16 protein-coding genes are annotated in these 12,607 nt (G+C 65.9%); all 16 read left to right on the top strand.

Going from position 1 to position 12,607, the window contains the following annotated elements; translation table 11 throughout:
• The first annotated feature begins 23 nt into the window (after positions 1-23).
• The 16 genes from ACRER8_RS11295 (at position 24) to ACRER8_RS11220 (ending at position 12,607) form a co-directional block, all read left to right on the top strand.
• Positions 24-674, top strand: a complete 651-nt coding sequence (locus ACRER8_RS11295; protein WP_016253278.1) for a hypothetical protein — start codon at positions 24-26, stop codon at positions 672-674.
• A 40-nt stretch (positions 675-714) separates the two neighbouring features.
• A complete protein-coding gene (locus ACRER8_RS11290) occupies positions 715-1,848 on the top strand; it encodes a DUF6094 domain-containing protein (protein WP_373557512.1) in 1,134 nt (377 codons plus the stop codon).
• Between the two features lie 51 nt (positions 1,849-1,899).
• Positions 1,900-2,220: a hypothetical protein gene (locus ACRER8_RS11285; protein ID WP_016253276.1), complete on the top strand. Its 321-nt coding sequence runs from the start codon at positions 1,900-1,902 to the stop codon at positions 2,218-2,220.
• Positions 2,221-2,308: 88 nt separating this feature from the next.
• The gene (locus ACRER8_RS11280) at positions 2,309-2,614 is read left to right on the top strand and encodes a hypothetical protein (protein WP_016253275.1); all 306 of its coding nucleotides are present in this window, start codon (positions 2,309-2,311) and stop codon (positions 2,612-2,614) included.
• Positions 2,615-2,749: 135 nt separating this feature from the next.
• Entirely contained in the window at positions 2,750-5,029 is a 2,280-nt protein-coding gene (locus ACRER8_RS11275) for a helicase-related protein (RefSeq protein WP_016253274.1), read from the top strand.
• A 114-nt stretch (positions 5,030-5,143) separates the two neighbouring features.
• Positions 5,144-5,398: a hypothetical protein gene (locus ACRER8_RS11270; protein WP_016253273.1), complete on the top strand. Its 255-nt coding sequence runs from the start codon at positions 5,144-5,146 to the stop codon at positions 5,396-5,398.
• A 105-nt stretch (positions 5,399-5,503) separates the two neighbouring features.
• On the top strand, positions 5,504-6,097 hold the full coding sequence (locus ACRER8_RS11265; RefSeq protein ID WP_016253272.1) for a PilL N-terminal domain-containing protein: 594 nt from the start codon (positions 5,504-5,506) through the stop codon (positions 6,095-6,097).
• Positions 6,094-6,741, top strand: coding sequence for a hypothetical protein (locus ACRER8_RS11260; protein ID WP_016253271.1), 648 nt, complete (start codon positions 6,094-6,096; stop codon positions 6,739-6,741). Before ACRER8_RS11265 ends, ACRER8_RS11260 begins: the two co-directional genes overlap by 4 nt.
• 10 nt (positions 6,742-6,751) lie before the next feature.
• Positions 6,752-7,480 carry a TIGR03759 family integrating conjugative element protein gene (locus ACRER8_RS11255; protein ID WP_425595013.1) on the top strand — a complete coding sequence of 243 codons (729 nt, stop codon included), beginning with the start codon at positions 6,752-6,754 and terminating at the stop codon, positions 7,478-7,480.
• A complete protein-coding gene (locus ACRER8_RS11250) occupies positions 7,465-8,064 on the top strand; it encodes a hypothetical protein (protein WP_016253269.1) in 600 nt (199 codons plus the stop codon). The genes ACRER8_RS11255 and ACRER8_RS11250 overlap by 16 nt, the downstream gene beginning before the upstream one ends.
• Entirely contained in the window at positions 8,061-8,591 is a 531-nt protein-coding gene (locus ACRER8_RS11245; protein WP_016253268.1) for an integrating conjugative element protein, read from the top strand. Before ACRER8_RS11250 ends, ACRER8_RS11245 begins: the two co-directional genes overlap by 4 nt.
• Before the next feature lie 15 nt (positions 8,592-8,606).
• Positions 8,607-10,769 carry a type IV conjugative transfer system coupling protein TraD gene (gene traD / locus ACRER8_RS11240; RefSeq protein ID WP_431746373.1) on the top strand — a complete coding sequence of 721 codons (2,163 nt, stop codon included), beginning with the start codon at positions 8,607-8,609 and terminating at the stop codon, positions 10,767-10,769.
• Positions 10,766-11,515 carry a TIGR03747 family integrating conjugative element membrane protein gene (locus ACRER8_RS11235; protein ID WP_016253266.1) on the top strand — a complete coding sequence of 250 codons (750 nt, stop codon included), beginning with the start codon at positions 10,766-10,768 and terminating at the stop codon, positions 11,513-11,515. The genes traD and ACRER8_RS11235 overlap by 4 nt, the downstream gene beginning before the upstream one ends.
• Before the next feature lie 145 nt (positions 11,516-11,660).
• Entirely contained in the window at positions 11,661-11,981 is a 321-nt protein-coding gene (locus ACRER8_RS11230; RefSeq protein ID WP_223719926.1) for an RAQPRD family integrative conjugative element protein, read from the top strand.
• Entirely contained in the window at positions 11,978-12,217 is a 240-nt protein-coding gene (locus tag ACRER8_RS11225; protein WP_016253264.1) for a TIGR03758 family integrating conjugative element protein, read from the top strand. The genes ACRER8_RS11230 and ACRER8_RS11225 overlap by 4 nt, the downstream gene beginning before the upstream one ends.
• Before the next feature lie 21 nt (positions 12,218-12,238).
• A complete protein-coding gene (locus ACRER8_RS11220) occupies positions 12,239-12,607 on the top strand; it encodes a TIGR03745 family integrating conjugative element membrane protein (RefSeq protein ID WP_016253263.1) in 369 nt (122 codons plus the stop codon).

Genomic DNA, 12,607 nt, shown 5'->3' with positions numbered 1-12,607 from the left:
CCCGTTCATCCGAGGACACCACCATGCCCGCAAACACTTCTTCCACCACGCTGTATCGCATCGACGAATGCTCCGACGTGATGGCCGACGCTTGCGTCGGCGATGACCAGGGCAACCTGATCTTCCTGTCGATCTGGGCGCGCGACACCGCCGTCCAGCAGTTCCTCGCTCGTCTGACCCTCGGGCGCGACGAACAGGGCCTGGACCAGTTCCACGTCATCACCGACCAGGGCGGCAGCGTCCCGGTGTTCATCAGCAACGTCGATCGCCTGGAAAAGCGCATGACCCGCGCCTACCGGCGAACGCTGTTCGGTTCGCTGTCCAACGTGTGGCTGTTCGATCGCCGCTGCGTCAAGCCCGACAAGGCCAACGCCAGCGCACTGGCATTGCTGCCCAAGGGCAGCGCCCACCGGCTTGACCGCCTGTGGATGCTGGTACGGGACACCTGCCCACTGCCGCTGCTCGACCACTGGCGCGAAACCGTGCTGGAGCTGCTACAGACCCGCGAGATGCTGGCCCGTCTTCCGTTCGCCCTCGGGCCGCTGGAAGGCCATCGGCTCGCCATCGACGTGCCGGCGCTGACCCTGGCGCTGGGCTCCCTGATCCGCAGTGACGTGCTCACCGCCTATCCCTATCCGGCCAAGATTTGGACGCCGGAAGCGGTAGCGGCTTGACCCACCCGCGAGAGCACGCCAAGGCGTGCTTTCGCACTTCATCCCCGCCAACCCGGAGATTTCCATGGCTCTCATGTTCCCGCGGCTCGCCCGCAATTTCGCCAAGAACGGGTATTACCCGACCGATGAACCCACGCTCGAAAGAGCCCTCAACGCACTGATGCCCAGCGATGGCCCGATGTGCATCCTCGATCCCTGCGCCGGCGAAGGCGTGGCGATCGCCGAAGCTGCTCATGCCCTCGGGCGCGAGCAGGCCAAGGCGTTCGCCGTCGAGTTCGACGCGGAACGGGCACGCCATGCCCGCGGCCTGGTCGATCACTGCCTGCATGCGGACCTGATGGACATGATGATCTCCAAGCAGTCGTTCGGGCTGCTCTGGCTCAACCCGCCGTATGGCGATCTGTCCAAGGACGTCAACGGCAACATCGGCTATCAGGGCCAGGGCCGTCCCCGCTTCGAGAAACTGTTCTACCAGCGCAGCCTATCGTTGTTGCAGTACGGCGGTGTGCTGGTCTTCATCGTCCCAGGCTACGTGCTCGACGCCGAGCTGGTCGGCTGGCTGACGCGCCACTACACGGACCTGCGGATCTACCGAGCGGTGGAGACGCAGTTCAAGCAGGTGGTGATCTTTGGCCGCAGGGTGCGTCAGCGCGAGCTGGCACCCGATGGTCTCAAGGCCGTGCGTAATCTGCTGCTGCAGGTCGGGCTTGGTGAAGTCGAAGCCGAGGAGCTGCCGAGCGAATGGCCGTTCCTGCCGTACATCGTCCCCGCCAGTCCGGCCGAGCCGGAGCATTTTTTCCGCGTGACGATGGAGCCGGAGCAGTTCGCCGATGAAGTCGGCCGGCTGCAAGGCCTCTGGCCGTCGCAGGACACGCACCTGGGGGCCGCGCAGCAGTCGCTGCGTCCACCGGCGCGTGCCTTGTCCCACTGGCATCTCGCCCTGGCCCTGGCCGCGGGCGCGATCTCGGGGGTTGTGCGCTCCAAGACCGGGCGCGTGCTCGTCGTCAAAGGTGACACCCACAAGGACAAGACGCTTCAACGCGAATTCACCGAACGCGAAGACGGCTCCATCGCCGAGACCCGCATCCTCACCGACAAGTTCGTGCCTGTCATCCGCGCGTGGGACATGACGCCCGGCTCCGCTACACGGGGCGAGGTCCTGACCATCCGTTAATCCACCGGACGCGCTGCCGTCCTGCTGTACCACATCGAAGGAGAAACACCCATGTTCTCAAGCCTGTTCAAGCGGCCCGCGCCGCAGAAGCAACCGTTGTTCGCACCAGGTACGTTGCAGTTGAGCGAGAAGGTGCATTGGCTGGCCCGCAAAGGCCTGATCGACCCCTTGGCTCTTGTCCAGCGCCATGTGCGCGGTGACTGGGGCGAGACCGATGAGGCCACCCGTCAAGCCAACGATGTCGCAATCGGTGCGGACGATCCGATGATCTCCCACTTCAGGATCACGCCCGAACTGGTGTTGATCGTCAAAACCAGCGAGGACCACCAGACCACGGTGATCCAGCTTCCCGAAGAACGGGACATGATCTGACAGCACCATCGTCGTCTTCATCCACCTGCCGGAGCCACTTCACTCCGCCAGGGGTGAAGTGGCTCAATGACTCATCAAGGAGGAGCCCATGGCATCACATCGCATTGAAACCTACTGCCACAGGCTGGCGTTTCCCATCGGTGCGCTCATCTTCAGCAGGGGCATCGATCGCCTGATCCGCACGGGTCGCCTCGACCCGATCCCGTACTTCAGGCGCCACACCCGTGGCGACTGGGGCGACGTCAACATCCAGCAATGGCAGGCCAACAGCACTGCACTGCAATCCGGTGCATCGCTGGAATCCCGCTACGTGATCCATCCGGGGCTGGCCATCCGCATCGTCACCGATGCGCAGCGCAGCGCCACCGTCATCGTGCTGCCGTCCGAAGACTGAGCACGATTCACCAGCAGGCCGCCACGGCCGGCAACTTCGACCACCTCGGCCAAGCGCCGATTTCCTTCCCACTGCGGGGCATGCCATTGCCCCGCTGGGGGTGATGCATGCCCCATTTTTCATTGGAGCATCACCATGTCCCTCGATCTCGAAACCACTGCCGCTGAAGCGGCGCCCGTACAGGGCGAACTGCTCGATGCGGAATCTTCCCCTCTGACCCTGAGCCTTCAGGATTTCGTCGGCGAGTTCGGCGACGAACTGCTCGACGCCCTCAATAGCGCAAATCCGCCGGTCTATAACGGCCAGCCGCAGGCGCACCGGCAACTCGTCGTCGCCAGCCTCAAGCGCAAGCTGTTCCCGGCCCAGGCCGAAGTCGTCCACGCCGCCGCCGAGCTGCTGATCGATCGTGGCGAACGCGCCGCGATCGTCAATGGCGAAATGGGCTGCGGCAAGACGACCGTCGGCATCGCCACGGCCGCTGTGCTCAACGCCGAAGGCTACCGCCGCACCCTGGTTCTTTCGCCGCCGCACCTTGTTTACAAGTGGCGGCGCGAGATCCAGGAGACGGTGGCGGGCGCCAAGGTGTGGGTGCTCAACGGGCCGGACACGCTCGTCAAGCTCATCAAGCTGCGCGAACAGTTGAACGTCCAGTCCACGGGCCAGGAGTTCTTTGTCCTGGGCCGCGTGCGGATGCGGATGGGGTTCCATTGGAAGCCCGTCTCCACCCAGCGGCGTACCCGTCACGGCAACGTGGCGGCGTGCCCGGACTGCGGCACGGTCATCACCGACCTCGATGGGGAGCCGGTCAACCCGGTCGCGCTCCAAGCCGAGGAATACCGCAGGAAGTGCAGCCATTGCGCCGCGCCCCTGTGGACGCTGATCCGCCCGCGCAGCCTGTCCGGCAGCGACCAGTCCTCGACCGTGCTGAAAGCCCTCAAGCGCATACCGACCATCGGGGAAGTCACCGCGCAGAAGCTGATGCAGAAGTTCGGCGACGGGTTCCTGGCGTCGATGCTGGGCGACAACATTCATGAGTTCATCAACCTCATGGACAGCAACGGCGACCTGGTGTTTTCCGACCGTCAAGCCACGCGCATGGAGCGTGCGATGGCCAACATGGAGTTTGGGTTTGGCGAGGGCGGCTATCAGCCGTCCGAGTTCATCAAACGCTACCTGCCGCAAGGCACGTTCGACTTGTGCATCGCAGACGAGGCGCATGAGTACAAGAACGGTGGCAGCGCCCAGGGCCAGGCCATGGGCGTGCTGGCGGCGAAGGCTCGCAAGACCTTGCTGCTGACCGGCACGCTGATGGGCGGCTATGGGGACGACCTGTTCTACCTACTGTTCCGGGCACTGCCAGGACGGATGATCGAAGACGGCTACCGCCCGACCACGAGCGGGAGCATGACTTCGGCCGCGATGGCGTTCATGCGCGATCACGGCGTCTTGAAGGACATCTATTCCGAGAGCACCGGCACGGCGCACAAGACGGCCAAGGGCACCAAGGTATCGGTGCGCACGGTCAAGGCCCCGGGCTTCGGCCCCAAGGGCGTACTGCGCTGCATCCTGCCGTTCACGATCTTCCTCAAGCTCCGAGACATCGGTGGCAATGTCCTGCCGCCGTATGACGAAGAGTTCCGTGAAGTCGCGATGGATACGGCGCAAGCCGCTGCCTACCGCGATCTGGCGGGTCGGCTGACCGCGGAGCTGAAACAGGCTCTGGCGCGACGCGATACGACGCTGCTGGGTGTGGTGCTCAACGTGCTGCTGGCCTGGCCGGACTGCTGCTTCCGGTCGGAGACCGTGGTGCATCCGCGCACGCGCAACACCTTGGCGTTCATCCCGGCTCAGTTCAACGAGTTCGAGGTGACGCCGAAAGAGCGCGAGCTGATCGACATTTGCAAGGAAGAGAAGGCGCATGGCCGCAAGGTCCTGGCCTACACGGTCTATACCGGCACGCGCGACACCACGTCGCGCCTGAAGATGCTGCTGGAGCAGGAAGGTTTTCGGGTGGCGGTGCTGCGCGCAAGCGTGGACGCCAGCCGCCGCGAGGACTGGATCGCCGAGCAACTGGATCGTGGCATCGACGTGCTCATCACCAACCCCGAGCTGGTCAAGACGGGATTGGACCTGTTGGACTTCCCGACGATCGTTTTCATGCAGTCGGGCTACAACGTGTACTCGCTCCAGCAGGCGGCACGCCGCTCCTGGCGCATCGGACAGAAACAGCCGGTGCGCGTGATCTACCTCGGCTACGCCGGTTCCTCGCAGATGACCTGCCTGGAACTGATGGCCAAGAAGATCATGGTCTCGCAGTCCACATCGGGCGACGTGCCCGAATCGGGCCTGGATGTGCTCAACCAGGACGGTGATTCCGTCGAGGTCGCACTGGCCCGGCAACTGGTCGCCGCCTGATCCCCACGCCAACGCCGGCCTCGCGCCGCCGGCTTTCCGTTGTTCCCACCTTGCAGCCACGCCCACGGTCTCCGTGGACGTGGCTGCGTTTCTTTTCATCCCAAGGAGATATTCATGAAGACCAACACCCAACCCTCCGAAGCCATCAACACTCGCCTGAAGCTCGAAGCCGAGATCGCGGATTTCCTGCGACAGCGCATCGACGACGGGGACCTCAACCTTGAAGACATTCCCCTGCGGCTGGCACGTTATGGCCTGATGGACCCCGAGGCGTTCGCCGCCGAAATGCGCGAGCGCATGGGCATGGACATGGACGACGAAGCGTACGAAATCCACTTTCACAGGCCCGAGCTCGGGGCTTTTCTTTGAGGAAGGTACTGCCAGCAAATCGGACGGTGCGCGGTGCGCTTTGTTTGCTGCTGCGCGAAGCCGCCGCGGCGATGGTGAGGGCTCGATGTTTCAGGACGCCGAGCCATGTGCCCCTCCCATCCATTGTTTCGCCATTCCGGCCGTGGGCCGCTCCTGGGGCCCCTCGGCCTGCTGTGGTCGTTGTTGGCCAGTGGTTGTGCGACGACGCCCCCGCCACCGGCGCCGCCCGAACCGCCAGCCGCTGTCGCACCGGCACTTTCAGCCGAGTTCGTCCCGGTGGTCCGTTACGGTCGTTACACCCTGGTCGAGCTGGTTCCCGACCAGGCGCAGCGCGACCTGATGCAGCAAGTGGTGGACATTTCCATTCCGTCCGCCTTCGACGCAACCGTGGGCGACGCGCTGCGCTATGTGCTCCTGCGCTCCGGCTATCGGCTCTGCGATACCCCGGATGCCGGCACGCTCTTCGCCTTGCCGTTACCGGCCGCGCATCTGCATCTCGGGCCATTGTCGCTGCGTGATGCCTTGCTGACGCTCGCCGGCTCCGACGCCTGGGATCTGTCGATCGACGACGCCACCCGGCAGGTGTGCTTCAACCGCCGCGCCACGCCGCCACCGGCCACGACCACACCCGCCGTCGCTCCTGCTGAATCCGAGAGCGATTCCGTCGATGCACTTCAACCCTGGGAGGCGCTGCCATGACCTTTCCCCAAGCCCCCGAAGCAGGTCGCCGCACACACTGGTTCAAGATTGCCGCGGGAATCTGGCTGCTGCTCATCAGCCTGATCGCCGTCGTCAACAGCGTCGGACTCTCCCGCCTCACCGAGCAGGCCCGCCGCGACACGCAGGAAACGCAGATCAAGGCGCTCGCCGAACAGGTCGCGGAACTGGCCCAGCAGGCCGAAGCCGGCAAGCGCCAACCCAAGCTGGCAAGCCAGGCCGAGGTCGCCGCCGCACGGCAGGCGCTGGAAACGCGCCTTACCAGCCTCGAACAGGCGCAAGCCGATGCCGCCCACGCGAGCGACCTGCAAGCGTTGCAGGACCGCGTCGGCGCCGTCGAAACCCACCAGCAGGAACTCCGTTCGGCGACGCCCGCCACGCTTCGCCCGCGTGTGCCGGTGGCAGTCAAGCCCAAGGTGCCGACACCGCCGTTCCGTGTCGTCGGCCTGGAACTGCGTGGCGGCGAGCGTTTCCTGTCGATCGCGGCACCGGCCACGAACTCGCTGGCGAACGTCCGGCTGCTGCGCGAAGGCGACAGCGATGGCGGCTGGCAACTCCAATCCATCGAAGCACACGCCGCGCTGTTCCTTGTCAACGGCCAGTCGCAGCGCGTGGCGCTGCCGTAGGACGGCCATGATGCGACAGCCTGCCATCGCCGCCTGCCTTGCCTGGGCCTTGGGCGTGGCGTCCTTACCTGCCAGCGCGCAGTCGGCTCCGACGGCGACCTCCCGCACGAACCTCAGCCAGGCGCAGGCCAGCACGGACGAGGCGCTCGACGAGCGCCAGGCGCGCGATTGGGGTCTGCGCGCCGAGGAGTGGGCGCGCTACCGCCAGTTGATGCAGGGACCGCTCGGCGTCTATTCGCCCAACCTCGACCCGTTGACCGCTCTCGGCATCGAGGCGCGCAACGTCGAGGAGCGCAACCGCTACGCGGAGTTGCAGGTGCAGGCCGAGGCTCGGCGCGTGGACAAGACGCTGGCTTACCAGCGCGCCTACGACGCGGCCTGGCGGCGGCTCTTTCCCGGCCAGCCGCGCGTGAGCCTGCCCGGCACCCAGGCGCCGAACGTCGGCAATACAGGTTCCGGGCGGATGGCGGTGTTCATCAAGGCCGACTGTACGCCCTGCGAGCAGCGCGTGCGGCAACTCCAGGCCGCCGGCACGCCGTTCGACCTCTACATGGTAGGCAGTCGCGGGGACGACACCCGCATCCGCCAGTGGGCGACCCAGGCCGGCATCGACCCGGCCCGCGTGCGCGCCCGCACGATCACGCTCAACCACGATAGCGGCCGCTGGCTCTCGCTGGGTCTGCCCGGCGAATTGCCCGCCGTGGTGCGCGAGGTGAACGGGCAATGGCAGCGCCAATAAGGAGGCGGTCCAGCCGGGCACGCGCCACCCTCGGCATAGCGTGGCTGCTAGGTGCCGGCATCCCGGCGTTGGCCGCGCAGGCACAGGAACTTCCGCCGCCCGCCTACCAGATCGCCGCGCAGCAGGCCGGCGTACCGTCGCCGGTGCTGTTCGCAGTCGCCTTGCAGGAGAGCGGTACGAAGCTGCGCGGCCGGCTGGTCCCCTGGCCGTGGACGCTCAACGTCGCCGGCCAGAGCGAACGCTACGCCACCCGTGCCGAAGCCTGCGCGGGCCTGCGCCGCGCCCTGGCCCGCGCACCCGCCAGCCGCATCGATGCCGGCCTGGGACAGGTCAATCTCGGCTACCAGGCCCATCGCTACTCCGTTCCTTGCGAGCTGCTCGACCCATACCGGAACCTGGCGATCGCCGCCGACATCCTGCGCGAGCAGCACCTGCCAGGCGAGGACTGGCTGCTCGCCATCGGCCGCTACCACCGTCCTGCCGGCGGCGAAGCGGCGGCCCGCTACCGGCGCAGCGTCCATCGGCACCTGACGCGCGTGCTTGGCCCCGGCGGCTCCCTTCCTTCCGTGAGCACGACACCATGAACCGTATCGCTTTCGCCTTGGCCCTCGGGCTGCACGCCGCATCGATCACTCACGCGCAGAGCGTCACCACCCCGCTCGTTGTGGTCGAAGACCACGGCGGGGTTTCTGCGCTGCCGTACTACCAGGCGCTCAATCCCCAGGATGCAGCGGCCGCCGCACCGACGACACCAAGCCCCCGCATTGGCAGCCCAGCCGACGCTGAGGCGGCCATGCTGCCGGTGCGCTCGGCACGTCTCTCTCCGGGCGACGAACCGCGTCGCGTGATTCGCGCGCCGGGCCTGACGCCGCTGTTCCTGGTCGGCGACGACGATCGCTCGCGCGCCTGGCTGCGGCAGCGGCAAACCGCGCTGCACGACATTCAAGCCGTGGGGCTAGTGGTCAACGTGGCGTCGGCCGAGGCGCTGGCATCGCTGCGACACCTGGCACCGGGCTTGATGCTGTCCCCGGTGTCGGGGGACGACCTCGCCGGGCGGCTTGGCATCCGCCACTACCCGGTGCTGATCACTGCCACCGGCATCGAGCCCTGACGTGAGGCGTTCACCATGGCCCAGCCCCATGCCATCGAGGTATTGCTGCGGCCAGCGGTGGAGCTATACACCGTTGCCGTTTGCACGGGCGCCGCGCTTCTGTGCGTGGCGGCACCGTGGTCGCTCGCGCTGAGTCCGTTGCTGGGCCTAGGCAGCGCCTTGGCCTTCCTGGCTTTCGGCGTGATCCGGCTGCGGGATGCCTGGGGCATCCTGCGCTATCGCCGCAACATCCGCCGTCTGCCGCGCTACGTGATGACCAGCCGCGACGTGCCGGTCAGCCAGCAGCGGTTATTCGTCGGGCGCGGCTTCCGCTGGGACCAGCGGCACACGCATCGGTTGATGCAAACCTACCGGCCCGAATTCCGGCGCTACGTCGAGCCAACCACGATCTACCGGGTCGCGCGCCGGCTGGAGGAACGGCTGGAGTTCGCGCCGTTCCCGCTTTCCAAACTCGCCAAGGCGTTGACCTGGGACAGCCCGCTGAATCCCGCACGGCCGTTGCCGCCGGTCGGCGGCCTGCCACGGTTACACGGCATCGAGCCGCACGAGGTCGACGTCACGCTGCCGCTGGGCGAGCGCGTCGGCCATAGCCTGGTACTCGGCACGACCCGCGTGGGCAAGACGCGCCTGGCGGAACTGTTCATCACCCAGGACATCCGCCGCAAGAACGCCGCTGGCGAGCACGAGGTGGTCATCGTCTTCGACCCGAAGGGCGACGCCGATCTCCTGAAACGCATGTACGTGGAAGCCAAGCGCGCTGGGCGCGAGGGCGAGTTCTACATTTTTCACCTGGGCTGGCCGGATGTCTCGGCACGCTACAACGCCGTGGGCCGGTTCGGCCGCATTAGCGAGGTCGCAACGCGCATCGCCGGCCAGCTTTCCGGCGAAGGCAACAGCGCCGCTTTCCGCGAATTTGCGTGGAGGTTCGTCAACATCATCGCGCGTGCGCTGGTCGAGCTGGGGCAACGCCCGGACTACCTGCTGATCCAGCGCCACGTCATCAACATCGACGCGCTGTTCATCGAGTATGCCCAGCACTTCTTTGCCAAAACCGAACCGAAAGCGTGGGAAATCATCGTCCAGCTTGAGGGCCGGCTCAACGAGAAGAACATCCCGCGCAACATGATCGGGCGCGAGAAGCGCGTGGTGGCACTGGAGCAATACCTGTCGCAGGTGCGCGTCTATGACCCGGTGCTCGATGGTCTGCGCAGCGCCGTTCGCTACGACCGCACCTACTTCGACAAGATCGTCGCGTCGCTGCTGCCGCTCCTGGAAAAGCTCACCACCGGCAAGATCGCGCAACTGCTCGCGCCGGACTACTCAGACCTGAACGACCCGCGCCCCATCTTCGACTGGATGCAGATCATCCGCAAACGCGCGGTGGTCTATGTCGGACTGGATGCACTGTCCGACGCCGAGGTGGCCTCGGCGGTCGGCAATTCGATGTTCGCGGATCTGGTCTCGGTAGCCGGGCACATCTACAAGTTCGGCATCGACGACGGTTTGCCCGGTGCCGGATCGGGCGTGAAGGTGCCGATCAACGTGCATGCCGACGAGTTCAACGAACTCATGGGCGACGAGTTCATCCCCATGGTCAACAAGGGCGGCGGCGCGGGAGTGCAGGTCACGGCCTACACGCAGACGCTTTCCGACATCGAGGCACGGATCGGCAACCGCGCCAAGGCCGGCCAGGTGGTCGGCAACTTCAACAATCTGTTCATGCTGCGCGTGCGCGAGACCGTCACCGCCGAACTGCTCACACGCCAGTTGCCGAACGTCGAGGTGTATGCAACCGCGCTGGTCAGTGGAGCGACCGACAGTTCCGACCCGCGTGGAAACACGGCGTTCACCTCGAACACCCAGGACCGCATCAGCAGCACCAGCGTGCCGCTGATCGAGCCGGCGCACGTCGTCGCCTTGCCCAAGGGGCAATGCTTCGCACTGGTCGAGGGCGGCAACCTCTGGAAAGTCCGCATGCCGCTGCCGGCACCCGATCCCGATGAGATCATGCCCAAAAATTTGCAGGAGCTGGCCGGTTACATGCGACAGCACTACGTCGAGGCCGGCGACTGGTGGGAAAACCAGGGGTTGCCAGGCTTGCAGGAAAGCGCGCTGCCCGACGATCTGCTGGACGATTTCAAGCAGTTGGCGACCGCCGATGACGAGGCCGGATCGTGAGCGACCCGGCCGTCGCCGCACAGCGCGCGCAGCAGCAACAACAGGGGGCCGTCGCCAGCCTCGTCACACTGCCATTCCGTCTATTCGGCGTGCTGTGCGGTTCGCTGCTGCTGTGCATCGTGATCGAGTGCGTCGGCATGCACTTCTTCTGGCCGCAGGAAGGCTGGCATCACGCCCAGGCAATGCTCAGTCACGAGCTGGATCAGTTCTCGGTCAACTTCACGCGCAGCGCACTGGTTCAGGAGCCGGGACGCACCGCGCGTGCGCTGGTCGAGCACGCCTACGACTGGCTGTTCGTGAAAAGCGGGCTGCTCGAATGGATACGCGACGCTTCGGCACAGGCCAGTGCCGGCACGCGCAACCAGGCGCATGACTTCCGCTACTACATGGCACTGGTCTACGTGCATGTGGAGGCGTACCTGATCGCCTCGGCCTACACGGTGCTGACCTTCCTGGTGCGGTTCTTCGTGCTGGTGCTGACGCTGCCGCTGTTTCTGCTCGCGGCGTTTGTCGGATTCGTGGACGGTCTCGTGCGCCGGGACGTTCGCCGCTTCGGCGCGGGCCGGGAATCCGGCTTCATCTACCACCGCGCCAAGGCGAGCCTGATGCCGCTGGCCGTGTTGCCATGGGTAACGTACCTGGCGCTGCCGATCAGCGTGCATCCGCTGCTGGTCCTGTTGCCGAGCGCGGCGCTGCTGGGAATTGCCACGGATGTCGCCGCGGCGACCTTCAAGAAATACCTGTAGTTCAAAGCGGTATCGATCCAGTCCCGATTGTTTGCGGCGCGCATCCGCGCTGCGCCTCAGCATCGTGCCATCCGTATTCCCGGAGCACGGCACGATGGCATCCCTTTCCAGCTACGCACCGACCTGGCGACACGCCTTCGTCGCGATGCTGCTCGTTGCTTCGGGACTTCAACCCGCGATTGCCGCGGACGACGCGACCGAGCGTGAACAACTGGCCGCGCTCTCGCGCCAGCTCGAACTGCTCGACCGCCTGGCCGAACACGCGGCCGACGTCTCGCCCCAGGAGCGTACCCGCTACCACTTCGACTATGCCCGCCTGCGCGACGACGTGAAGCGCGTCCGCGCGGGCGTGCAGGACTATCTCGTCCCCCAGCGTGCCCAACCACGCGCCCCCGTGTCTCTCGCCGGCGACTACGTGCGCAGCGACACCGACTCCCACGACGGCAAGGGGGCATCGAAGCCATGACGCCCTCTGCCGACCAGACCGCCGCCTTCCAGGCCAACGGCGGCTTCACTCCCACGGCCGTCTCCAGTGTCGTGCTCAGCATCGTATTCGCCGTGCTCCTCCTTTGGGGCGTGTGGGCGATGCGGACTGCCTACGTCGGCTGGGCCGAACAACGCATCTCCCAACGTCAGTTCCTCGGGGTCATCGTGCGCTTCCTCGCGATGTACGTGGTGCTGACCTTCTTCCTCCTGTCCTGAGCACCGAAAGGCCGTACTGCCATGCGCAACCATCTCCTCTCCCGTCGCACCGCCGCGCGCGTCGTCGCGCCGTTCATCCCGCTGATCTTCGCCGCCATGCCGCTGTCGGCGTTTCCCGCCGGTCTGCCGACCATGGAAGATCCATCGCGCGGAGAAGGCAGCGGCATCATCCAGACGCTCCAGAATTACGGCTACGACATCGTGATGCTGATCGCGCTGCTAGTGGTCGCCTCGATGTTCATCGGCGTCTGCTACCACGCTTACACGCGCTACTCGGAAATCCATACCGGCCGCGCCACCTGGGGCCAGTTCGGCCTGACCGTGGCCGTAGGCGCCATCCTGCTCGTGGTCGGCATCTGGCTGCTGACCAAGGCCACCGGCGTTCTGTAA

The sequence above is a fragment of the Pseudomonas sp. genome, assembly GCF_050739935.1.
GTDB lineage: Bacteria > Pseudomonadota > Gammaproteobacteria > Pseudomonadales > Pseudomonadaceae > Aquipseudomonas.
This window is presented reverse-complemented; position numbering and strand designations above follow the sequence as displayed.